This window comes from Streptomyces sp. NPDC025721 (assembly GCF_055558595.1).
In genome coordinates this window covers 39901-61726 of sequence record NZ_JBVHMF010000020.1, presented here as the reverse complement: position 1 = coordinate 61726, position 21826 = coordinate 39901, and the positions used below count along the sequence as shown (strand labels likewise).

The window sequence follows — 21826 nt, the reverse complement described above, 5'->3', positions numbered from 1 at the left end:
ACAGGGGCTGGGGCAAGGCCGACTCTCGCGTGGAGAGAGCGCTCTCACGCAACCCCCCACACAAGGAGCAGGCATGTCGATGAGAGACAAGCGCTTGCGGAAACGGCTGGGCGTCGGATTAGTCGCCGTCAGCGCGATGGCCGCGGTGGCGCTGGCCGGTTCGCCGCAGGCGTCGGCGTCCGCGTCGGCGTCGGCGTCGGCGTCGGCCGCGGGAAAGGGCACCGTCTCCCCACAGACGGCGACCCGGACCGCGGCGGCACAAACGGCCGCACAACCGGCGGCACAACAGGCCGCGCGACAGGCCGCACAACCGGCCGCCGTACAGCCGAACGCCGTCCCCGCCGCCCCGAGCGGCTTCACCACCACCTGGAGCGACGACTTCAACGGCGCCGCCAACACCGGCCTGGACACCGGGACATGGCGCTACGACGCCGGTGAGGGCTGGACCTTCGGGACCGGCGAGATCGAGACGATGACGAACAGCACGGCCAACGTCTACCAGGACGGCAACGGCCATCTGGTGCTCAAGGCACTGCACTCGGGCACGGACCCGAACACCGGCTGGACGTCGGGACGGGTCGAGACCCAGGCGGACGGCTTCGGCGCGCAGCCCGGCGGCGTGGTCCGGATGCAGGCGTCGATCCAGCAGCCGAACGTGACCACGGCCAACGGCGCGGGCTACTGGCCCGCGTTCTGGATGCTGGGGTCGCCGCTGCGCGTGGGCGTGCCGTGGCCGGGTTCCGGCGAGGTCGACATCCTGGAGGACATCAACGGCCGCAGCTCGGTGTTCGGCACCCTGCACTGCGGGACGAATCCGGGCGGCGCGTGCAACGAGTCCAGCGGCGTCGGCAGCGGTGAACGGGCCTGCTCCGGCTGCCAGACGGGCTATCACACGTACGCGGTGGAGATCGACCGCTCGACGTCACCCGAGCAGATCCGCTGGTACCTGGACGGCGCGAACTACTTCACGCTCAGCTCCAACCAAGTGGACGCCACGGCGTGGGCCAACGCCGTCGACCACAGCTTCTACATCATCTTCGACCTGGCGATCGGCGGCGGCTTCCCCGCCGCCTTCGGTGGCGGCCCCAACGCGGCCACGGTCAGCGGCGGTTCGCTGAACGTCGACTACGTGGCGGTCTACAACAAGGCCGCGCCCGGCAGCACCGGCACCAACATCGCCAAGGGCAAGCCGACCACGGCCTCCTCGACCGAGAGCGCGCAGTTCCCCGCGTCGAACGCGACCGACGGCGATGTCACCACCCGCTGGTCGAGCGGTTTCAGCGACCCGCAGTGGGTCCAGGTCGACCTCGGCCAGTCCTACAACCTCACGCACGCGAGTCTGGTCTGGGAGGCGGCGGCCGCATCCGCCTACCAGCTACAGACGTCGGCCAACGGCACGACCTGGACGACGGTCTACTCCAACAACAACAGTCCGGCCGACATCCAGGACACCGCGCTGTCGGCCACGGCCCGCTATGTACGGGTCTACGCGACCGCCAGAACATCCCAATACGGCGATTCGCTGTACGAGTTGGCGCTGTACGGCACACCGACGTCCGGCGGCGGCGACCCCGGCGGACCCGGCACGCCCACCCTGCTGTCGCAGGGGAAGACGGCCACGGCCTCGTCCAGTGAGAACGGCAGCTTCACGGCGGCGAGCGCGGTGGACGGCGACCCCGGCACCCGCTGGTCCAGCACCTTCAGCGACCCGCAGTGGCTCCAGGTCGACCTCGGCGCCAGCCACACCGTCAGCCAGGTCAAGCTCAACTGGGAGGCCGCGTACGCGACGGCGTACCGGATCCAGACCTCCGCGAACGGCACCACCTGGACGGACGTCTACTCCACGACCGCCGGCACCGGCGGCAATCAGACGCTGAACGTCACCGGCACCGGACGGTACGTGCGGATGTACGGGACGGCGCGCGCCACGCAGTACGGCTACTCGCTCTGGGAGTTCCAGGTGCTCGGCACCTGACCGTCAGGACCACGTGAGCACGTGAGCACGTAAGCACGTAAGCATCAAAGGCCGCCCCCGGTGCACGCGCCGGGGGCGGCCCGCGTACGAACAGCCCTACGCGTTACGGCACTTGCGCCAGCCGCAATGTCCTCGCTCCCGCCTTGAAGGACTCGTGCGCCGCGGCGCTGGACATGAACGTCCAGTCCGAGCCGCCGCCTTCGGCGTGGGTGTACTGGAACCAGATGAAGCCGATGACGTCATGGCGGCTCGCCAGCCACGGGAAGAGGCTGGCGATCCAGGGCGCCTTGCGCCCGCCCGGCTGAGCGCCGGTCTCGGTGATGAGCAGCGGCTTCGCGGTGAACGCGCGCAGGGCGTTCACCGACGGGTTGAGGAGTTCGCCCGCCGTGCGCTCGGCGACCCCGTAGGCGTCGAGGCCGACCCAGTCGACGTAACCGTCGCCCGGATAAAGGGACTTCAGGCTGATGTCGTCCGCGCCGCGCAGCGTGTTCGGGGCCCAGACCCAGATCACATTGGTGGCGCCGGCCTGCTGGAAGATGTCGTGGACGTGCTTCCACGCGGCGACGTACTCACCGGGTCTGTTGCCGCCGTTGGGCTCGGCCCACGGGTACCAGTGGCCGTTCATCTCGTGGGCGAAGCGCAGCGCGATCGGGAAGCGGTTGGCTTTGACGGCCTCGGCGAAGGACCTGATGTACGGGTCGTGCGCACCGTCGATGATGGTGCGCAGCGCGTACGAGGGCTGCTCGGTGCCCTTCGCGGAGCCCGCCCACGGTTCCCAGGAGACGACGGGCACGGCGTGCTGGGCGTAGGCGGCGCGGACCGGGCCCGGGTCGAAGCCGCGCGTCCAATTGACGTAGTACTCCACCATGTTGGGCGTGACGCCGCCCGCGTCGCGGCCGACTCCGGCCAGGACGGCCGAATTCCAGGGCGCGTCGGGCTTGGCGACGCCGAAGTACGTGGTCCCGGCGGGCGGTCGGCGGATGGCGTCCTTGTCGGGCACGGCGGTCCGCGGCGGTCCCGGCGCGATGGTCGACACCCCGTCGCCGTCGCCCGCGCCGCTGTCGGCCGCCCGGTCGGCTCCCGCGCTGCGGTCGCCGCCCCCGTCCCCGCCGTCACCCCAGGCGAGCGCGGCGACCCCGATCAGCAGCGCGAGGACCGCGGCGGGCACGACGTACTTCGCCCGGCTCCAGACCTGGCCGTAGAAGGGGCTGGACAGCCGCCCCGGCCAGTTGACGAGCGGACCTCCGCGCGTCCACCGGTCGCGTCTTCCCCCGAGCATGCTCCCCCGCCTCCGTCACCCGTTCCCCCGACGATTCCCTGAACGCCCCGCGCACCCTGCCCCCGCGCGCCCCGCCCCCTTCGGGCCCGGCCACGCCAGCGACCGGCCCCGCCCGCGACCGGCCCGGTCGGCGCGCCCAACGCGTCCGCTACCGCGCCGACTTCCGCGGCAGCCGGTCGAACAGCGTAATCCGCAGGCCGCCCGCGAAGTCCTTCGCGGTGCCCGCCTTGTACTCGGTCTGGAGGAATCTCCCCTCGTCGGCCGTCATCCCCGCGTACGGCGTGCGCGGCGCGGTGGCCACCAGCCAGATCCGCTGGACGTCCTTGGTGCACACCACGGGCGCGGAGCACGGCTGTCCGGTGTACGTACCGTCCCGCTGCGGCGACACCGTCACGTACACCGCGTCCGGCGGGTCGGCCACGGCGCGCAGTTGGTACGCGGTGCCCCGCATCGCCTTGTCCAGCTCACCGCTGTAGACGACCCCGTCGCCGCCGCGCGTCTGCGTCCGCAGCCAGGCCGACGCCGCCTGGTAGTCGGGGAGTCCGGGCCGCGGGTCGGTGCGCAGGCCGTTGAGGGCCGGCAGCGAGACCGCGGCCACGGCGACGGCGGCGACCGCGCCGAGCACGATCTGCCGGGTCGCCGCCCCGCGCTCCCTGCCCGGCAGCAGCTTGGCCAGACCGCACACCCCGGCGCCCGCGAGCAGCGCGACGGCGGGCACGGTGAAGACGAAGTACGACGGCGTGAACAGGTTGCCGTACGAGCGCAGTCCGAACAGCGCGACCGGCGGCAGCACCGCCCACACCAGCAGCGGTACGCCGTTCCTGCGGCCGAGCAGCACCCCGAGCAGCGCGAGGCCGCCCACCGCGAGGGCGGCGTGCTGCGAGCCGATCAGCTCCTGCGGCAGCCGCAGCAGCGCGTGCACGTCGGTGCCGCCCTGCGGGTCCTGGTGGTTCTGGCCGCGCGCCAGCATCAGCACCGCGAAGAGCGGCGCGACCGGCACCAGCGTCACCGCCAACCACGCCCCGGTGCGCTGGCGTTCGGTGGCCAGCGTGATCAGCAGATACGCCACCACGACCGTGGCCGCTACCGGGTGGAACAGCCCCGTGCACAGCATCCCGAACGCGTATCCGCCCCACCGGTCCGCGCCCACGTGGTCCAGCGCCCGGTACAGCAGCAGCGCCCCCGCCACCACCGACAGCGCCGCCAGCGCGAACGGCCGTGCCTCCTGCGCGAATCGGGTCGTCACCGGCAGCACCGCGAACACCAGCCCCGCGACCAGCCCGGTCGGCGCGTCGAACATCCGGCGGCCGAGCAGCGCCAGCAGCCCCGCCGTCACCGCCATCGCCACCACCGACGGCACCCGCAGCATCGCGGGCGAACTCCCGGCGACCGAGACCCAGAAGTGCATCAGCACGTAGTACGGCGCCAGCACCACATCGGTGTTGTCCAGCAGCCGCCCGAGGTCCGACCACGACAGATGCGCCGCCCACCACGTCGCCGCCTCGTCCTCCCTGACCTGCGCCGCACCCACCCGGTACCCGCCCGCGACGAGCGTCACCAGCATCGGCGGCAGCATGATCGCGGCGCGGCCCATCCCGCGCCGCTTCTCCTCCTGGCGCTTCTCCTCCCGCCGGCGCGCCGCCCGCCCACCCGGGGCCGGGCGGTCCCCGGTGCTGTCGTCCTGGATCTCCCACTCGCCCTGGCCGTGATGGGAGTTCCGCGGCTGCGGAATGATCGAGATGGGAATGGTGTCGGGGTGATCGGGGTGGGGATTCAGCACTTCCCGCTCGTTCATGGGGTGCTCCCGGAAGACGGGGAGGTGCCGGGTGAACCGCTCGGCGGCGCGCCCGGTGAAGGACCGGACGACGTCTTCGTCTGCCCGGTCGCCAGCCGCAGTGTGGCCAGACCGGCCTGGAACGCCTGCTGTTCGGCCTTGCTTGAGGTGAAGCGCCAGTTGGCGCGGGCGCCGGTGTCCCGGTCCTTCTGCATCCAGATGAAGCCGACGATGTCCGGATGGGCCTGGAGCCAGGGGAAGAAGGCCCGGACGGACGCAACCGGCGCGACCGGCACAACCGGGCTACGGCTTCCCCCCGACCCAGTTCTCGCAGCCGGTCCACCAGGGCTCTCCGTACGAGATCAGGCCCGGGGTTCCGCAGATCCCGCATCCGCAGCCGTATGTGCCCAACCCCAACGAGCCCGACTGGTCGGCGCTCGCGGACCAGCACGTGGCCGAGCAGCGGGCGCGCAAGAAGCGGATGCTGATCATCGCCGTCTCCGCCGTCGTGGTCCTCGCGCTGGCGGGCGGCGCCGCGCTGTTCCTGATGGGCGGGTCCAAGAAGGACGGCGACACCGTCGCCAAGGGCGACAAGGACAAGCAGACGACCGCGCCGGCCGTCCAGCCGAGCGATGTCGCCAGCGATTCGCCGAGCACGGAACCGACCGGATCGCCGACCGGATCACCGACCGGATCACCGAGCGCCACCTCGACGCCCACGATGCAGGGCAAGGACCTCTTCTCCGACACGTCCACGCGGGTCAACGGCCAGACCTTCACGCGCAAGACCACCAGCCACGAAGCGCCGTGCTGGAAGGCCACCCGCAGCGGTCTCGGGCCGACGCTCGGGCCGAACAAGTGCGCCCAGGTCGTGCTCGCCACCTACACCTCGGCGAAGTCGTCGGTGACCGTCGGCGTGATGGTCTTCCCCAGCGCCAAGGAAGCGAACGCGGTGAACAGCGCCTTCAAGGGCGAACTGATCCCGCTCACCAACAAGTCGGGTATCCCGAACTTCTGCGAGAAGGTCGCGTGCGCGGTGACCCACGCCGTCCACGACCGCTACCTCTACACGACGATCGCCGGTCCCAACAACGGCACGGCGGGCGTCAAGGACGACGACGCGATCGCCGCCGGCCAGGGCATCGCCGGCTACACCCTGACCCGGCTGACCGAACTGGACTGACCCGCAGGGGTCGTTGACGCCACGCGACCGCGCCTTCTTGTGAGCCCGTGACCCGTAACAGGGTCACGGGCTCACGTCGGTTCTTCGCCGATGCGGCGCAACAGGGCGAGGAGAGTGGCGCGTTCGGTGTCGTCGAGGGCGGAGAAGGCGGAGGAGAGGACCTCGTCGGCGATGCGGTGGCCGGCGGAGAGGAGGGCTTCGCCGGCGGGGGTGAGGTGGTGTTCGATGCGGCGGCCACGGCCGGGGCGGCGGTCGATGAGGCGGCGGTCGGCGAGGCGGGTGGCGAGGGTGCCGAAGGACTGCTCGGTCTGGAAGGTCGCGGCGGCGAGGTCGCGGGCCGAGGCGCCGGGCGTGCGGGCGACGGCGCGCAGGGCGTCCCACTGGGCGAGGGTGGTGCCGACGGTGGCCAGGCGACTGTCGAGGGCGCGGTGCTGGCGGTACTGCGCCTGCTTGACGGCTCGTCCGAGGAGCTGGAGTTCAACGGGCATGGGCACAGCCTAACACTCCGACTAAGCTTGCTTATATAAATATCCTTAGTTACAGTCGACGGTATGACGCCCTCATCGCAGCTCACCGTTGCCGAGACCGGCCCCACCGACGCGGGGACCGATGCCGCCGCCGCCCGCCCCGTACTGCTGCTGCACGGCGGCGGAGGCCCCTTCACCGTCGCGGGCCTCGGCGCCCACCTCGCCCGTACCGCGCGTGTCCTCACCCCGACCCTCCCCGGCTGGGACGGCACGCCCCGGCCCGAGGCGTACGACGGCGTGGACGACCTGGCCGTGGCGTACCTGGAGCTGCTTCGGGAGCGCGGGCTGCGTGACGTCCTGGTGGTCGGCTCCTCGCTCGGCGGCTGGATCGCGGCCGAAATGGCGGTACGGGACGGCGCGGGCCTGATCACCGGGCTCGTCCTGATCGACGCGGCCGGAGTGCTGGTCGAGGGCGAGCCGATGACGGACTTCTTCGCGCTCGACGCGCGGGGCGTGGCCGAGCACTCCTTCCACGACCCCGACCGCTTCTTCGTGGACCCCGCCACCCTCCCGGCCGGTCAACTGGCCGCGCGCCAGGCGAACATGGCCACCATGCGGATCATCGCGGGCGACCCGTACATGCACACGCCCGGCCTGCGCGAACGGCTCGCCGACGTCCGCGTCCCGACCCTCGTCCTCTGGGGCGAGAGCGACCGCGTCTTCACACCGGGGTACGGGGCCGCGTACGCCGCCGCCTTCGCCGACGCGCGCTTCGAGGTCGTCCCGAAGGCCGGCCACCTCCCGCAGATCGAGCAGCCGGAGGCGACCTTCGCGGCGATCGACGCCTACCGCGCCCGCTAGGACGCGGCCCCCGGCAGAAGAACCGCCCGGGGCCGCGCCCCAAGAACCACCGGCGAACCCCCACGGCAGAGGAACCGTCCTCGCGGCGCGGGGGAGGGTCACTCGTCCACGACGACGACCCGCAGGAGCGCGAGGTGGGCCTCGTCCGCGAGGACGTGGATTTCGGCGACGCGCCCGGATGGGCTGACGGTGAGGGCGAAGACGGCGCGGGCCCGGCCGTCGTGGATCCAGGCTAGCTGGGGGACCCCGTCGACGAGGACGCGGCGAGCCCCCTTGGCCCGGGTGAGGAAGGTGGTGGCGACGGCGGCGGCGCCGCGGACGGAGGTGGCGCCGGACAGAGCGGCGGCGGGATCGGCCCGGAGCACGACATCGGGGTCGAGGAGTTCGAGGAGCGCCTCGAAGTCCCCGCCGCGGGAGGCCGCGAGGAAGGCGTCGACCACGGCGCGGCGCCGTACCGCGGAGCGCTCCTCGTCGACGACGGCGACCCCCTGCACCCGGCGCCGGGCGCGACTGGCGAGCTGACGGGTGGCCGCGGGCGAGCGCTCCACGATCGGCGCGATCTCGTCGAAGGGAACGGCGAACATGTCGTGCAGGACGAAGGCGAGCCGTTCCGCGGGACCGAGCGTGTCGAGGACGACGAGCAGGGCGAGCCCGACCGAATCGGCGAGCAGCGCCTGCTGCTCGGGGTCGGTGTCCTCGGCCGCGGCGGCGCGCGTGACCGGGCCTCCCGAGGGCGTCTCCAGCGGCTCCTCGCGGCGGCTGCCGCGCGAGCGCAGCATGCTCAGCGACACCCGGGCCACCACCGTGGTCAGCCACCCGGCGAGGTTGTCGACCTCGTCGGCGTCGATCCGGCTCAGCCGCAGCCAGGTCTCCTGCACCGCGTCGTCCGCCTCGCCGGTGGAGCCGAGCACCCGGTACGCCACCGCGCGCAACCGGCCGCGCTGCTCCTCGAAACGCGCCGCCAGGAACTCGTACTCGTCCATCGGGCCACCCACCTCCGTCACCTCGTCGTCGTGGCAGTGACCCGCCGGACGGGCCCGATGTGACACCTGGCGGTACCGCCACGCACCGTACAGACGCTTTTACTGGGCGGAACGGCCCCCTGCCGTCACCCGGAAGAGTGGTCTCGGTGCCCGTACGGAGGACGGGACCAATCCGGATGAGCCGCCGCCACGAACCTGTCGCAGGAGTGCCCTCACAAGAGCGGGCACCGTGAGAGATGGGGCGTGATGGGCGTAGAGCGCATCGACACCCGGCTGCTCGAAGAACTGACGGAGCAGTCACAAGACCTGAACAGTGACGCCTTGCGGATCACCGCGAGCGCGCTGGACGACTTCCGCGCGGCGGCACAGCCCGCGCCGGCGTCCTCGCGCCGCTGGTGGCACCGCGGCGGAGCGGTCGCCGGAGTGGCGGGCGCCGCCGCTCTGCTGCACACCTCGCGGGTCGCCGCGGCCTCCTCCAGCGACGACATCATGGCGCTGCAGACGGCGGCGTCGATCGAGAACCTGGCGATCAGCGTCTACCAGACGGCCGCGGGACTGCCGTTCATCAAGGACGGCAACAAGACGATCGCGGCGTTCATCGCCAAGACGACCACGCAGCACCAGGCGCACGCGAAGGCGTTCAACTCCGCCGCCACCCAGGCGGGCGGCAAGGCGCAGGACCAGCCGGACCCGAAGTACGCGGCCGTGGTCAAGCAGGCGCTGCCGTCGATCAAGACCCCCGCGGACGTCGTGAAGCTGGCGATCACGCTGGAGGACGTCGCGGCCCAGACGTACACGAAGAACGTCAGCCAGGTCAGCAACGGCGACCTGCGCAAGCTCTTCGCCTCCGTCGCGCCCGTCGAGGCCCAGCACCGCGCGACGCTGCTGGCCGTACAGGCGCTGCTCGCCGGGAACATGGGCGACCTGATCGCCATCCCGACGGACGTCGCCAAGCTGCCCGCCGCGGCAGGCAGCGTCGGCTTCCCCAACGCCTTCTACCCGACCAAGAACGCTTCACCGATCTCTGAGGGGGCCGTGAAGTGACCACCGCACGCGACGGCTGGGAGCTGCAGATCAGCGAGCGCGAGCTCGCCCGTCTCACCCAGGACATGGAAGAGGCCCACCGCGACACGCTGCCCGCGATGCGTGCGGCGGCCGCGGACCTCGCAGCGGAACAGCGCGAGAAGGCACAAAGCGACCGGCGCGGCGGGGTGGCCGACGCCTCCCGGCGGCGTTTCCTGCTCGGCGCCGGCGGGGTGGCGGCGGCGTTCGCGCTCGCGGCGTGCTCCAGCAGCGACAAGAAGACCTCCGCGGACTCCGCGACCGGTGCGCCCGGCGGCTCGCCGACCGCCTCGGCGTCGGCGTCCGGGAGCAGCCAGTACACCGGTGACCTGAAGGTCGTCGCGCTGGCGACGGCGCTGGAGAACCAGGCCGTCGGCGCCTACAAGGCGACGCTGGAGGCGGCCAAGGCGGGCAAGCTCGGTACGGTGCCGCCGGCCGTCGCCACCTTCGTGACGACCGCGATGGCTCAGCACGCGGACCACGCGAAGGCGTGGAACGCGGTACTCACGGGTGCGGGCAAGCCCGCCATCACCAATGTGCCGCTGTCCAACCAGGCCGCCACCCTCAAGGCGCTCGGCGAGGCGAAGACCTACGGCGCCGTCGCCAAGCTGGCCCTGCAACTGGAGGACCAGGCCGCGCAGACGTATCTCTTCGCGACCTACAACGTCACCAGCCCCGCCGGGATCGCGACCGCCGCCACCATCGCGCCGGTCGAGGCGCAGCACGCCGCGATCCTCAACTTCGTCCTGGGCCAGTACCCGGTCCCCGACGACTTCCTGCCCGTGGACAAGGCGGCCAGCCCGACCCTGCTCACCGTCTGACCCCACCTGTACGGGACGGCCCGCACCCCCACACGGGCCGTCCCGTGCCTCGCCCGAATTCCGAAGGGAAAAGCCCGAGTTGATCGTCACCCGGCTCCACGCACGCACCGCTCCCGTCCCCGTACGCGTGCCTTCGCGCGTCCCCGTACGCGTACGCCGTGCGCCGTTGCTGGCCGCCGCCTGCGCCGCGCTGGCCCTGACCGGTTGCTCCAGCTCGGGTTCGAGCGGCGGTAGCGGTACGAGTACGTCGGCGGCTGCCACGTCGGCGTCCTCGTCCGCGTCGAGTTCCGCGTCGAGTTCCGCGTCGGCCTCCAGCGGCGGTGGCGCGGACACCATCGTCATCCAGAACTTCGCCTTCACGCCCGCGTCGCTGACGGTCGCGGCCGGCGCCACCGTGACGGTCACCAACAAGGACTCGACGGCGCACACGGTCACCTCGGTCAAGAGCGGCCAGTTCAACACCAACGACATCGCGCCGGGCAAGACGGTGACCTTCAAGGCCCCCTCGGCCAAGGGCACGTACGACTACATCTGCACGATCCACCAGTTCATGAAGGGCACGCTCACCGTGAATTGACGCGCCGTCGGATCACCGCGCGTTCCGCTCCCCCCACCGTGGCCGTACGACCGGTACGCGCCGTACGAGGAAACGAGGATCCGTCATGCCGTCAGCCGGGGTCAGCTCCACCGGCCGAGCGCTCGACCTGGCGGCACGCCTCGTCGCCGCCGCCGGGCTCGCCGTGGACGCCTATGTGCACGCCAAGCTCGCCGACCAGTACGACGCGGTGTCCGCCGACATCAGCCAGGGCACCCTCTTCCGGATCGAGGCGGGCATGGCGTCGTTCGCGGCCCTGCTCATCCTGGTCTGGCGCCGCCCGCTCAGCGCCGCCCTGGCCTGGCTGGTCGCCGCGGGCGGCCTCTTCGCCCTGATGCTCTACCGCTATGTGGACGTCGGCGCGCACGGCCCGTTCCCCAACATGTACGAGCCGGTCTGGTTCTACGACAAGAAGCTCGCCGTGTGGTCCCAGATCGTCACGATCGTCATGGCGACCGGCCTGCTCATCCACTGGTACGTCACCCGCGTCACCCGCCGCCGTGACGCGTCCACGCTGCGCTAGGAACACCTCTCAACGACGAACTGCCCGATCCGGCCGGTGCGGCCGGGTCGGGCAGTTCGCTGTGCGGTGCGGTGGAGCAGATCAGCCGTGGGGGGCGGATCAGCCGTTGTGCACGCCGTTGCCGGACAGGACCGGGATCTGGTCCAGGATGTGCGAGGCGGGCTCGTCACCCTTGATCTGGCTGCTGTTCTCGGCGCACTGCTGGTTCTGCGGGGAGGCCAGGACGTTGATGTCCTGGACCGTGACCGGCACGAGGCCCACGAGGGAGCCGACGTTGGCCTTGACCGGGACGCCGAGGCAGGGCTTGTTCAGGGTGCCCTGGATGAGGCCGATCTGCGGGCTCTGGGTGCCGCCGGTGTGGGTGTTGCCGTAGCTCTGCTCGGCGCCGTTGCCGTTCACCGTGGTCGTGCCCTGGTCGTCGCCGAGGGCCATGGCCTGCGGGGCGGCGGTGACGCCGACAGCAACAACCGAGGCGGCGAGCGCAGCGCCGGCCAGCATCTTCTTGATCATCTGAAATCCCTTTTTGGTGCTCGATTGCACGGTTCTGGAGCGATCTGATCAACCGCTCACGTGGGGTTTGGTTCCGGCGATTCACTCCGATGGCGGAGTGCTGCCGCGAGGATGGCCGAAGCCGACGCGCGGCAGGTGGGGGAGCCGGGGCCGGGTCAGCGGCCGAGCGGGAGTCCGCCCAGCAGCGAGGCACCGGGCACCGCACCGGTCACGGTGGAGGTGGCGGCATCCTTGGTGGCGGAGGTGGCCTGGCCGAGGAGCGCGTCGGTCGAGGTCTCACCGCGCAGGCGGTCGGCGGCGGCGCTGACCGTCCGGAGCGCGGAGTCGACCTTGAGGCCGTCACTGAGCTGCTGCAGCGGCTGCTCGTTCAGGGCCTGCTCGACACCGCCGTTGATGCTGGTGGGCATCGTGGCCGCGGTGGGCATCTCGGGCGCCGTCATACCGTCGGCGAAGGCAGGCGCGGCGACGCCGACCGCCATCATCGATCCGGCCACGACTGCTGCGACCTTCGAGTACTTCATTGCCACCCTTTCAGTGCCGGTGTCTGTCGGCATGGTCAACGACCGCGGATAGCAACGGAAACGAGGAGTAAACCGGCCTCTCGACAATCACCCGAACGTGAGAGCCGCCTCGCCCAATTCTCGTATTAATTCCGTTGCCCAGGGTTACGAATACGTGCGGCGAATACGGGCCATGGAGGCCGCGTGGGCGCCCGACGCGGCGTGCGCGCCGTGGGCGGCGGCGTGCGCGACCCGCGGTCCGCGCCCGCGGCGGTAGAGCATGGCGCCGCCGAGCAGCAGCGCGGCGCTGGTCGCCCCGGCCGCCCCGAACTCGCCGCCGGCGACGCCGGTCTCGGCGAGCGACTGCTGGTCAACCCCGTCCAGGACGGCGGGAACCGCGTGGTTCGGCTCGGGAGCCGACGGAAGCCTCCGGACGTCGACCGTCGGATCGGTGTGCACCGAACTGGTGTCGGTGCCGGTGACCGCGTGCGCGCCCGTGCCGTCGTTGTCGCAGGAATTTCCGGACACCGCATTCAGCAGCGCCAGGGGGTCCACGGTGTTTCCGCACACATTGAGCGGAACGTCGACCGGAATTTGCACCGAGTTCCCTGAGGCCACGCCCGCGGAGCCCTGGGTGCCCGACGAATGGGCGGAGGAGGGGGCGCCGGAAGCGGCGTGGTGGTGGGAATGCGATTCGTTGGAGCAGTGGTTGCCCAGCGCGGCGTTGTCGGCTCCCACGACGTTCACGCTGTTCCCGCACGCGTTCAGCGGGACGTCGACCGGTGCCTCGACGCTGTTGCCCGACAGCAGGCCGGGTGAGTTGGACGCACCGCCCTGCGCGTCGGAATCCGCGTTCGCGTACCCCCCGGTGGCCGCGAGGATGCTGCTGGCGGCGGCGACGGTGAGCAGGCTCCGGCTCAAGATGTGTCGCATCGACTTCTTTTCTCCGCTCGGTTCTTCGGCTGCGCCGAATACGTCCCGCGGCCGTCCCGTGCCCATCCCGTAAGACGGACCGCCCCGGAGCGCGACGCACACGCTCCGGGGCGGTCCGGGATCAGAACCTGACGGCCTGACAGGACGACGTCACTTCACTTCGTCACTTGTTGACGCAGGTGTTGCCGAACGCGGGGTTCAGCAGACCGATGACGTTGACGGTGTTGCCGCACACGTTCACGGGGATGTGAATCGGCACCTGGATGCTGTTGCCGGACAGGACGCCCGGGGAGTGCGAGGTGATGCCACTGGCGTCGGAGTCGGCGAACGCGGGGGCCGCGACACCCACAGCCATGAGCGTTCCGGCAGCGACCGCCGCGACCTTCGAGTACTTCACGTTGAGCTCCCTTTCCGGAGCGGTGTCTGGCACCAGCACGTCCTTCGTACGGGCCGGACACAGGAAATCCGCGTCCGTGAACACCACTACCGACCGGGCTAACGACGGGTGCCGACCGTAAGCAACTCCCCAGCGTGCGGCGCCTTCCATCATCCACTCGAATGGCTCGGCTTTTTCCGCCCGGAGCGGAAACCCCGAGGCGGAAGGCGCGGGACGGAAGGCGCGGGGCGGAAACCCGGCGCGGAAACCCGGCGCGGAAAACGCGTACGGCCCCGGCCGTCGACGGAAAGTCGACGGCCGGGGCCGTACGGAGCCAGGGGAATGGCTCAGTGGTTGGCGGCACCGTTGCCGGACAGCACCGGGATGTTGTCCAGGATGTGCGACAGCGGCTCGTCGCCCTTGGCCTGGGTGGAGTTCTCGGTGCACTGCTGGTTCTGCGGCGACGACAGGACGTTGATGTCCTGGACGGTGACCGGCACGACGCCGACCAGCGAGCCGACGTTGCCCTTGAGCGGCAGCGCGAGGCAGGGCTTGTTGAGCGAGCCCTGGACCAGCGCGAACGACGGGCTCATGTAACCGCTGGTGTACGTGTTGCCGTAGCTCTGCTCGGAACCGTTGCCGTTGGCGGTGGTGGTTCCGTGGTCGTCACCGATGGCCATTGCGGAGGGGGCCACCGACGCCGAGACGCCCGCGATGGAGACGGCGACGGCGGCCGTGGCGAGGAACTTCTTGATCACGGTTGGTCCTTCTTGGGTGAGATTGCCCTGTACATGGGTCTACATGGGTCGCACTGACCAACCGGCTCCCAGGCGATTAGTAATGATGTTTCACCCGAATGGATAGAACCCCCGGAGGCCGGGCGCCAGGGCGTATCGGAAGGGTGACGGCGGTGACGTGGGTTGACGTCTCGTCAACACCGGTCATGTGATCGTCATAAGACATTCGTCCTGCTCGGCGGGCCGCGCGCCTTACGTGAATCGTGCGCCGAGGTCTGCGACCGTGCATTCCTGTTTCACGAGGATTACCTGACAGGCACGGGATTCGTTGACTCCACGCAGCCCGCTCGAACGCGCGGGCGCGCACATGACACGCAGCAAACCCATCGGCTTCTCCTCGGCCCCGGTCGGTCCACCGGAGACGGTCACGGAGATGGTCACGGACAGAGAGACGGCGCGCGATGCCGCAACACCAGTACGAACTCGCCGGGCTGACGGTGCTCCATGTGACCCAGCCCGTCGAGGGCGGAGTCGCCCGCGTCGTCACGGACCTGGTCCGGGCCCAGCTCGACGGCGGTACGCGCGCGGTGGTGGCCTGTCCGCCGCACGGCGCGCTCCCCGAAGCCGTCACGGCGGCCGGCGGCCACGTCGTACGGTGGCAGGCCGGCCGCTCGCCGGGGCCCGGCCTGCCGCGCGAGGTCCGTACCGTCGCCCGGCTGATCCGTGCCGTCCGCCCCGACCTGCTGCACGTCCACAGCGCCAAGGCCGGGCTCGCGGTACGGCTGGCCGTACGCGGCGGCCTGCCGACCGTCTTCCAGCCGCACGCCTGGTCGTTCGACGCCGTCACGGGACCGACCGCGCGGGCCGCGCTGCGCTGGGAGCGGTACGCCGCCCGCTGGGCCGACCGGGTGCTGTGCGTCAGCGACGCGGAGCGGCGCGCGGGACAGGACGCGGGGGTACGGGGTACGTGGGCGGTCGTGCCGAACGGCGTGGATCTCACGCACTTCACGCCCTCGGCGGACGTCGGTTCGGCGCGGGCCGCGCTGCCCGCGCTGTCGGACCTCGGGCCCGACACCCCGCTGGTCGTGTGCGTCGGCAGGCTCTGCACGCAGAAGGGCCAGGACGTGCTGCTCAGGGCGTGGCCCCGGGTCAGCGAGCGGCTGCCGGACGCCCGTCTCGTGCTCGTCGGCGAAGGCCCGGCGCTGCGGCCGCTGCTGCGGGACGCGCCGCCCGGTGTGCTGTTCGCCGGGAGCACCGTGGACACCGCGCCCTGGTACCGCGCGGCCGACGTCGTCGTCCTGCCGTCCCGCTGGGAGGGGATGGCGCTCGCGCCCCTGGAGGCGATGGCCTGCGGACGGCCGGTCGTCCAGACCGACGTCAGCGGCGCCCGCGAGAGCGTGCCGCCCGCCGACGCCGCCGGTTCCGTCGTCCCGGTCGAGGACGAACGCGCCCTCGCCGACGCCTTGTTGCGGCTCCTCACCGATCCGGTACGGCGCGCCGACGCCGGTCGCCGCGCGCTCGCGCACGTCCGCGAACGGCACGACGTACGAAGAACCGCTGCCGCCGTCGCCGACCTCTACCGCGACGTCCTCGCGCTGCCCCAGCCGGGCCGCCCCACCGAGAGGGTCACCCGATGACGTGGGAGAGCGCGCGCGTGCCGCCGCCCACCCCCACCGGCCGCCCCCTCCCCTCAGGAGGCCGCCCCGCCGACCGCGCACCCGCGCCAGGGAGCCGTACGCCCGACCGCGGAGGCAGTACGCCCGACCGCGCGCCCACGTCCGGAGGCGGTGCAGCCACACCCGGGGCCCGTACGGCCGACCGCGCACCCGCACCTGGGGCCCGTACGTCCGACCGCGCACCCGCACCCGGGGCCCGTACGGCCGACCGCGCGCCCGCGAGCGGGGGCCGTGGCGAGCGCGTGCTGGGCGTCGTCGGCCAGGCTGCGGAGAACGCCACGGCGACGCCCGGCCAGGGCGGTGACCGCGCCCAAGGGGGCGGGCCCGAACCGGCGCCCGCGCGCGCCGCCGGCCGCAGGCTCAGCTTCGCGCTCGCCCCGGCCTCCGACACCGCATCCAGCACGCCCCCGAGGTGGGGCGGCGACCGCAGCCTCCGCTTCACCCTCGGCCCACGCCCCGAGTCCACGACCCCCGCGACTGCCACCCGCACCCCGGAACGCCCCCGCGCCGTCACGCGCGGCCAGGAGCCGGAAGCCGCTGCGGGCCCGGCGCCCGGGCGGGCCGTCGACCGGGGGGTCGGTGTCGCGCTGGACACGGGGCCCGGGACCGGCTCAGCCGGGCGGGGCAACGGGCAGGCGGCTGAGGCGTCCTCGGCCGGGCGGGTGCTCGGGGTGGTCGTGGGGCAGGGCGGCGACGGCGGAGGGCGGGCTCCCGTGTTGGCGTCGCGGCAGACGCCCGCGTCGGCACCGCGGCAGACGCCCGCGACGGTGTCCCGACCGCGGCATCGGGCGTTTCGGCAGCGGGTGGCGGGGCCGCTGGTGGCGGCGGACTGCGCGGCGGCGCTGATGGGCGCGTTCGCGGTGCGGGCGGATGTGGGGCCGCTGCTGCTGGCGCCGCTGCTCGGGTGCCTGGTCCCGGCGCTGCGCAGGGCGCGGCTGTACCGGCCGGGGTTCGCGCCGACGGCGTCGGACGAGGTGCCGGCGCTGGCGCTGTGCGCGACGCTGGCGTGGGGCCTGGTGGCCGTGACGGCCGCGGCGACCGCGCCCGAAAGCGCCCTCGGATGGGGCGAGTTGCTGACGGCGCTCGTGCTGACCGTGCTCGGCCAGTGGGTGCTGCGCGGGGTCGTGCACGGCGCGCGGCGCCGGTACGCGCGGCTGCACCCCGGATCGACGCTGATCGTGGGCGGCGACGGGTCCGTACGCGAGGTCGCCGCCGTGCTGCACGCGCATCCCGAGTACGGGATGCACCCGGTGGGCATCGCGGCCACCGGCCAGGTGCCGGGGCAGGAGCAGGGCCCGGGGCCCGGACACGGCACCGCGCCCGACGACTTCCCGCTGCCGGTGCTGACCGGCCACGGCGACATCACGCGCGCGGTGATCCAGAACTCGGTGCGGTACGCGGTCGTCGCGGGACCGCAGCCGCTCGACGCGCGTACGACCGCGACGGTACGGCTGCTGGCCGCGCAGGGCGCCTGCGTGTGGCAGGTCACCGCGGGTCCCGGCCCCGGCGACGGCCAGGCGGCCCCCGGCCACCTGTGGGGCTTCGCGTGCCGCCGCCTCGACCCGTATCCGCCCGCACCGCCCGGCCGTTGGGGCAAGCGCGCCCTCGACATCGTGCTCGCCTCGGCCGCCCTGCTGGCGCTCGCGCCGGTCCTCGCGGGCTGCGGCCTCGCGGTACGGCTGACCGACGGCCCCGGTGTGCTGTTCCGGCAGGAGCGCATCGGCCTGGGCGGACGCCCGTTCACCCTCCTGAAGTTCCGTACGCTGCGGCCGGCCGACCCCGGCGAGTCCGCGACGCGCTGGAGCATCGCGCACGACCGCAGGGTGAGCCCGGTCGGCCGACTGCTGCGGCGCACCTCGCTCGACGAGCTGCCGCAGTTCTGGAACGTGCTGCGCGGCGACATGAGCCTGGTCGGTCCGCGCCCCGAACGCCCGTATTTCGTCGAGCAGTTCAGCCAGACCCACCCCGGCTACCAGGACCGGCACCGGATGCCGGTCGGCATCACCGGGCTCGCCCAGGTGCACGGGCTGCGCGGCGACACCTCGATCGCCGACCGCGCGCGGTTCGACAACCACTACATCGACAGCTGGTCGCTCTGGCAGGACGTCAGAATCCTCGCCCGCACGGCGACTTCGCTCTTCCGGTTCGGTGGGAGCTGAATCATGGCCACGATCGCCACGCCCGCGCCCGCGCGAAACACGGCGCCCGCGCACAGAGCCGAACCCGCCCCTCGTATCCCCCCGGGCCTCGCCCGATACCGCTGGCTGGCACCGCTGTTGCCCGCCCTGGCGACCGTGCTGCTGCTCGCGGCGCCGGTCAGCACGGGCGACGTCAGCACCTCGGGCAAGGTCACCCCGGCCGACGCCGCGTCCGCCGTACTCATCCTGACCGTCGCCGTACGGCTGCTGCGCGACCGGGCACGGCCGCTGACCGCGACCGCCGCGGTGGTGCTGGGCGCGCCCGTCGTCGGCTTCGCGCTGTCCGCGATGACCTCGGTCGACCCGGCGGCCGGCCTCGCCGGATTCCTGCGCTACGCCCAGGTGTTCGTCCTGGTGCCCGCCTCGCTGGTGCTGCTGCTGCGCGACCGGCGGGACTTCGCGGTGGTGGCGGGAGCCGTCGTCGCGGTCGCCCTCGTCCAGGGCGCGATCGGCGTGTGGCAGTACGCGACCGCGACCGGCGCCTCCTACATGGGCGAGGACATCAGGGCGGTCGGCACCTTCGGCCCCTCGGACATCATGGGGATGGCGACGGTCGTCGCGTACGGCCTGGTCATCGCCACCGGCTGCGCGCTCGTACCGGCCGCGGCGGGCGCGCCCCGCTGGCTGCGCCCCGCCGCGCTGGCCTGCGCGGCGGCGCTGCTCGTACCGCTGGCGGTGTCCTTCAGCCGCGGTACGTGGATCGCCACGGCCGTCACGTGCGCGGCGATGATCGTGCTGTCGGGACGGCGTCAGGCGCTGCGCGTCTTCGGCGTACTGACCGCCTCCGCCGTGCTGTTGGTCGGCGGGCTCGGCGTGGGCTCGCAGATGATCGGGCAGCGGGTCAGCAGCATCACGCAGGTCACCGCGGACCCGGACCCCTCGGTCACCGACCGGTACACGCTGTGGGCCGCCGCCGTCAGCATGTGGCGCCAGCACCCGGCGACCGGCGTCGGCCTCAAGCGCTTCCCCGACGAGCGCGACGGGCACGCCTCGCTCGCGCTGTCGTCGGGCAGCGACACGGCGGGGGCCGGGCAGCGCTTCACCCGTGAACCGCTGCTGTCGCCGCACAACATGTATCTGCTCGCGCTCAGCGAGCAGGGTCTGATCGGCTTCGCTCTCCTCGTCGGCGGCTGGGCCGCCTTCCTCACCCGCGGCACCGACCGTCTGCTGCGCGCCCGCCGCGCGGGCAACCGCGCACCGGGCGCCGCCGCGAGCGGGCTCGCCGCCGTCGGGCTGCTGATCTGGCAGTGCGTCGACTTCCTCTACGCCGACATCGGCGGGCCCTCCACCGTGCTGACCGCGGTGCTGCTCGGCCTGACGGCCTGGTGGGCGCTGTCGCCCGCGGCGGACGCCGCTGCCGGTGCGGACCTCAGCGCCGACGCCACGGACGGCCGCCGCCGATGACCGCGAGTGCGGCGACCGCCGCCCACGAGGACGACGCGCCGACCGGCCGTACGCTCCGAGCCCCGGACCCGGCTCCTGGCGACGGCAACGGCAACGGCAACGGAAGCGGCGCCAGAAGCGGCGTCGACACCGGCGTCGAATCCGGCCCGAGCTCCGGCTCCGGTTCCGGTCCCGGCTCCGGTTCCGGTTCCGGGGGCGACCGGGGGTCGAAGGGGCTCGCGCGGGCCGCCCTGGTCACCGCCGTGCTGTCGGTGGCCGGTTCCGTGCTGGGGCTGGTGCGCGACCAGGCCATCGCCCACCTCTTCGGAGCCGGGGCGGCCAGCGACGCGTTCCTCGTGTCGTGGACGGTCCCGGAGCTGGCGGCGACCGTCCTGATCGAGGACGCGATGGCGCTGCTGCTCGTACCGGCCTTCGCCGCCGCCCTCAGCAGGCGGGCGGACGGAAGGGCGGCCGACGGCCGGGCGGCGCGGGCGGGCGATCCCGTACGGGCCCTGCTGGCCGCCACTTTGCCGCGGCTGACGCTGCTGCTGGCCGCCGTCGGAGCCGCCATCGCGGTGGCCGCGCCGCTCGTGGTCGACGTCCTCGCGCCCGGACTGACCGACCACCGCCTCGCGGTGGACTGCACGCGGCTGACCGCCGTGACGGTCTTCACCTTCGGCCTCGCCGGGTACCTGAGCGCCGCGCTGCGCGCCCACCGCCGCTTCCTGCCGCCCGCCGCGATCTACGTGGCGTACAACGTCGGCATCATCGGCACGCTGTTCGCGCTGCACGCCCGCTGGGGCGCGCGGGCCGCAGCGGCCGGTGTCGCGGTCGGCGGGCTGCTGATGGTGCTCATCCAACTGCCCGCGTTTCTGGCCGAGTTGCGCACCGGGCGGCGGACCGTACCGGCGAAGACCGCAGCCATTCCCGAACAGCCCCAGCGAGAGGGGCAGTTGAGGAACGCGGGCCGGTCCGGGACCGAAGCGCCGTCCCTGGCAAGCGAATCCGCCCCGGCAGGCGGCCGAGCGAGCGCCGGAGCCCGCTCCCACCGGGCCCCCCGCGTCCGGACCGGCCCCCAACTCCCCACGCGGCCCAAGGCGTCCCGCCTCGGCCTCGCCCTGGTCGCGCCCGTCATCTTCTTCACCGTCAGCCGCCAGGCCCAGGTGCTGATCGAGCGGTTCTTCGCCGCGCCCCTGCCGTCGGGCGCGATCTCGCACCTCAACTACGCGCAGAAAGTGGCGCAGATGCCGATGGTGCTGTCGGTGATGATCTGCACGGTCACCTTCCCCGTCGTCTCGCAGGCGCTCGCCCGCGGCGACCGGGAGCGGGCCAGACGGCAGGTGCAGCGCGACCTGACGGTGGTGTGCGTCGTGGTGCTGCTCGGCACCGCCTTCATCATCGGCTGCGCCCCGCAGATCATCCAGGTGCTCTTCCAGCGCGGCGCGTTCGACGCCTCCGACACCGCGGCGACGGCCGCCGTGATGCGGGTGTACGCGCTCGGGCTGCTCGGCCAGAGCCTGGTGGGCGCGCTCATCAGGCCGTACTTCTCGGCCGCCCGGCCGACCTGGTACCCGGCCGCCGCCATGTCCGCGGGCCTGCTCGTCACGATCGGCGCCGACGCGGCGACGGTCGGCGCGTGGGGCGCGTACGGCATCGCGGCGGGCAACGCCGCCGGGATCACCGTGACCGCCGGACTGCTGGTCCGCGGCCTCGCGGCGCACACCATCGCGATCGGCGCACGCCAACTCCTCACCGGCGTAGGCCGGATCACGCTTGCCGCGGCGGTGGCCACCGTCGCCGGCTGGGGCCTCGGATCCCTGATCCCCGATCCGCTGGCCGCGACGGCGGTGTGCTGCATCGCCGTGCCCGTCACCTTCGCCGCGGCGGCCGCCGCGGTGCGGGTGCCGGAGGTTCCGCACCTGCTCGCCACAGCGAAACGAAGGCTGTCCCATGCCTAGTTCGAACGCCATGCCCGGCTCCGCGCCGGAAT

At 72.6% G+C, this 21826-nt stretch carries 21 protein-coding genes; 11 read left to right on the top strand and 10 right to left on the bottom strand.

The features are described from left to right. Window positions 1-73: 73 nt before the first annotated feature. Window positions 74-1975, top strand: coding sequence for a discoidin domain-containing protein (locus ACZ4EF_RS25440; protein WP_467506464.1), 1902 nt, complete (start codon window positions 74-76; stop codon window positions 1973-1975). 103 nt (window positions 1976-2078) lie between these two features. On the opposite strand, the gene ACZ4EF_RS25435 is transcribed toward ACZ4EF_RS25440, so the two are convergent. From ACZ4EF_RS25435 to ACZ4EF_RS25425, 3 genes are all read right to left on the bottom strand, one after another. After that, the gene (locus ACZ4EF_RS25435; RefSeq protein ID WP_467506463.1) at window positions 2079-3254 is read right to left on the bottom strand and encodes a glycoside hydrolase family 26 protein; all 1176 of its coding nucleotides are present in this window, start codon (window positions 3252-3254) and stop codon (window positions 2079-2081) included. A 148-nt stretch (window positions 3255-3402) separates the two neighbouring features. Beyond that, a complete protein-coding gene (locus ACZ4EF_RS25430) occupies window positions 3403-5049 on the bottom strand; it encodes a glycosyltransferase family 39 protein (protein ID WP_467506462.1) in 1647 nt (548 codons plus the stop codon). Beyond that, window positions 5046-5324, bottom strand: a complete 279-nt coding sequence (locus ACZ4EF_RS25425; protein ID WP_467506461.1) for a hypothetical protein — start codon at window positions 5322-5324, stop codon at window positions 5046-5048. The genes ACZ4EF_RS25430 and ACZ4EF_RS25425 overlap by 4 nt, the downstream gene beginning before the upstream one ends. Window positions 5325-5431: 107 nt before the next feature. On the opposite strand from ACZ4EF_RS25425, the gene ACZ4EF_RS25420 reads away from it, so the two are divergent. Continuing rightward, a complete protein-coding gene (locus ACZ4EF_RS25420; protein WP_467506460.1) occupies window positions 5432-6211 on the top strand; it encodes a hypothetical protein in 780 nt (259 codons plus the stop codon). Between the two features lie 71 nt (window positions 6212-6282). On the opposite strand, the gene ACZ4EF_RS25415 is transcribed toward ACZ4EF_RS25420, so the two are convergent. Further along, entirely contained in the window at window positions 6283-6699 is a 417-nt protein-coding gene (locus ACZ4EF_RS25415; RefSeq protein WP_467506459.1) for a MarR family winged helix-turn-helix transcriptional regulator, read from the bottom strand. A 63-nt stretch (window positions 6700-6762) separates the two neighbouring features. Between ACZ4EF_RS25415 and ACZ4EF_RS25410 the strand changes: the two genes are divergently transcribed. Further along, entirely contained in the window at window positions 6763-7539 is a 777-nt protein-coding gene (locus ACZ4EF_RS25410) for an alpha/beta fold hydrolase (protein ID WP_467506458.1), read from the top strand. A 98-nt stretch (window positions 7540-7637) separates the two neighbouring features. Here the strand turns inward: ACZ4EF_RS25410 and ACZ4EF_RS25405 are convergent, their stop codons facing one another. Continuing rightward, window positions 7638-8522, bottom strand: a complete 885-nt coding sequence (locus ACZ4EF_RS25405) for a sigma-70 family RNA polymerase sigma factor (RefSeq protein ID WP_467344590.1) — start codon at window positions 8520-8522, stop codon at window positions 7638-7640. A gap of 246 nt (window positions 8523-8768) precedes the next feature. Between ACZ4EF_RS25405 and ACZ4EF_RS25400 the strand changes: the two genes are divergently transcribed. The 4 genes from ACZ4EF_RS25400 to ACZ4EF_RS25385 all read left to right on the top strand — a co-directional run bounded on the left by ACZ4EF_RS25400 (window position 8769) and on the right by ACZ4EF_RS25385 (window position 11523). Next, entirely contained in the window at window positions 8769-9566 is a 798-nt protein-coding gene (locus ACZ4EF_RS25400) for a ferritin-like domain-containing protein (protein WP_355336493.1), read from the top strand. Beyond that, a complete protein-coding gene (locus tag ACZ4EF_RS25395) occupies window positions 9563-10405 on the top strand; it encodes a ferritin-like domain-containing protein (protein ID WP_401718257.1) in 843 nt (280 codons plus the stop codon). Before ACZ4EF_RS25400 ends, ACZ4EF_RS25395 begins: the two co-directional genes overlap by 4 nt. A gap of 127 nt (window positions 10406-10532) precedes the next feature. Beyond that, on the top strand, window positions 10533-10982 hold the full coding sequence (locus ACZ4EF_RS25390) for a cupredoxin domain-containing protein (RefSeq protein WP_355336495.1): 450 nt from the start codon (window positions 10533-10535) through the stop codon (window positions 10980-10982). Between the two features lie 85 nt (window positions 10983-11067). Further along, window positions 11068-11523 carry a hypothetical protein gene (locus tag ACZ4EF_RS25385; protein WP_355336496.1) on the top strand — a complete coding sequence of 152 codons (456 nt, stop codon included), beginning with the start codon at window positions 11068-11070 and terminating at the stop codon, window positions 11521-11523. A 99-nt stretch (window positions 11524-11622) separates the two neighbouring features. On the opposite strand, the gene ACZ4EF_RS25380 is transcribed toward ACZ4EF_RS25385, so the two are convergent. From ACZ4EF_RS25380 to ACZ4EF_RS25360, 5 genes are all read right to left on the bottom strand, one after another. Further along, entirely contained in the window at window positions 11623-12033 is a 411-nt protein-coding gene (locus ACZ4EF_RS25380; RefSeq protein ID WP_467344593.1) for a rodlin, read from the bottom strand. A gap of 155 nt (window positions 12034-12188) precedes the next feature. After that, window positions 12189-12554 (bottom strand): hypothetical protein, encoded by a 366-nt coding sequence (locus tag ACZ4EF_RS25375; protein ID WP_355336498.1) that lies wholly within the window; start codon window positions 12552-12554, stop codon window positions 12189-12191. A 144-nt stretch (window positions 12555-12698) separates the two neighbouring features. Continuing rightward, window positions 12699-13466, bottom strand: a complete 768-nt coding sequence (locus ACZ4EF_RS25370; protein ID WP_467506457.1) for a chaplin — start codon at window positions 13464-13466, stop codon at window positions 12699-12701. A gap of 163 nt (window positions 13467-13629) precedes the next feature. Next, window positions 13630-13863: a chaplin gene (locus ACZ4EF_RS25365; protein ID WP_355336751.1), complete on the bottom strand. Its 234-nt coding sequence runs from the start codon at window positions 13861-13863 to the stop codon at window positions 13630-13632. Between the two features lie 326 nt (window positions 13864-14189). After that, complete coding sequence (locus ACZ4EF_RS25360; RefSeq protein ID WP_355336500.1) at window positions 14190-14600, bottom strand: rodlin; 411 nt, start codon at window positions 14598-14600, stop codon at window positions 14190-14192. A gap of 440 nt (window positions 14601-15040) precedes the next feature. Between ACZ4EF_RS25360 and ACZ4EF_RS25355 the strand changes: the two genes are divergently transcribed. From ACZ4EF_RS25355 to murJ, 4 genes are all read left to right on the top strand, one after another. Next, on the top strand, window positions 15041-16216 hold the full coding sequence (locus tag ACZ4EF_RS25355) for a glycosyltransferase (protein ID WP_467506456.1): 1176 nt from the start codon (window positions 15041-15043) through the stop codon (window positions 16214-16216). Window positions 16217-17100: 884 nt separating this feature from the next. Next, the gene (locus tag ACZ4EF_RS25350; RefSeq protein ID WP_391159573.1) at window positions 17101-18414 is read left to right on the top strand and encodes an exopolysaccharide biosynthesis polyprenyl glycosylphosphotransferase; all 1314 of its coding nucleotides are present in this window, start codon (window positions 17101-17103) and stop codon (window positions 18412-18414) included. Window positions 18415-18417: 3 nt separating this feature from the next. Beyond that, window positions 18418-19857 carry an O-antigen ligase family protein gene (locus ACZ4EF_RS25345; RefSeq protein WP_401851088.1) on the top strand — a complete coding sequence of 480 codons (1440 nt, stop codon included), beginning with the start codon at window positions 18418-18420 and terminating at the stop codon, window positions 19855-19857. Next, window positions 19854-21794, top strand: a complete 1941-nt coding sequence (gene murJ, locus ACZ4EF_RS25340) for a murein biosynthesis integral membrane protein MurJ (RefSeq protein WP_467506455.1) — start codon at window positions 19854-19856, stop codon at window positions 21792-21794. Before ACZ4EF_RS25345 ends, murJ begins: the two co-directional genes overlap by 4 nt. Window positions 21795-21826 lie beyond the last annotated feature (32 nt).

Bases quoted from the DNA above. Each gene is read 5' to 3' on its own strand.
- ACZ4EF_RS25350 (WP_391159573.1), top strand. From the start codon at position 17,101: ATGGGCGCGTTCGCGGTGCGGGCGGATGTGGGGCCGCTGCTGCTGGCG.
- ACZ4EF_RS25415 (WP_467506459.1), bottom strand. From the start codon at position 6,699: ATGCCCGTTGAACTCCAGCTCCTCGGACGAGCCGTCAAGCAGGCGCAG.
- ACZ4EF_RS25385 (WP_355336496.1), top strand. From the start codon at position 11,068: ATGCCGTCAGCCGGGGTCAGCTCCACCGGCCGAGCGCTCGACCTGGCG.
- ACZ4EF_RS25345 (WP_401851088.1), top strand. From the start codon at position 18,418: ATGGCCACGATCGCCACGCCCGCGCCCGCGCGAAACACGGCGCCCGCG.
- ACZ4EF_RS25435 (WP_467506463.1), bottom strand. From the start codon at position 3,254: ATGCTCGGGGGAAGACGCGACCGGTGGACGCGCGGAGGTCCGCTCGTC.
- ACZ4EF_RS25355 (WP_467506456.1), top strand. From the start codon at position 15,041: ATGCCGCAACACCAGTACGAACTCGCCGGGCTGACGGTGCTCCATGTG.
- ACZ4EF_RS25380 (WP_467344593.1), bottom strand. From the start codon at position 12,033: ATGATCAAGAAGATGCTGGCCGGCGCTGCGCTCGCCGCCTCGGTTGTT.
- ACZ4EF_RS25405 (WP_467344590.1), bottom strand. From the start codon at position 8,522: ATGGACGAGTACGAGTTCCTGGCGGCGCGTTTCGAGGAGCAGCGCGGC.
- murJ (WP_467506455.1), top strand. From the start codon at position 19,854: ATGACCGCGAGTGCGGCGACCGCCGCCCACGAGGACGACGCGCCGACC.
- ACZ4EF_RS25440 (WP_467506464.1), top strand. From the start codon at position 74: ATGTCGATGAGAGACAAGCGCTTGCGGAAACGGCTGGGCGTCGGATTA.
- ACZ4EF_RS25430 (WP_467506462.1), bottom strand. From the start codon at position 5,049: ATGAACGAGCGGGAAGTGCTGAATCCCCACCCCGATCACCCCGACACC.
- ACZ4EF_RS25375 (WP_355336498.1), bottom strand. From the start codon at position 12,554: ATGAAGTACTCGAAGGTCGCAGCAGTCGTGGCCGGATCGATGATGGCG.
- ACZ4EF_RS25410 (WP_467506458.1), top strand. From the start codon at position 6,763: ATGACGCCCTCATCGCAGCTCACCGTTGCCGAGACCGGCCCCACCGAC.
- ACZ4EF_RS25370 (WP_467506457.1), bottom strand. From the start codon at position 13,466: ATGCGACACATCTTGAGCCGGAGCCTGCTCACCGTCGCCGCCGCCAGC.
- ACZ4EF_RS25400 (WP_355336493.1), top strand. From the start codon at position 8,769: ATGGGCGTAGAGCGCATCGACACCCGGCTGCTCGAAGAACTGACGGAG.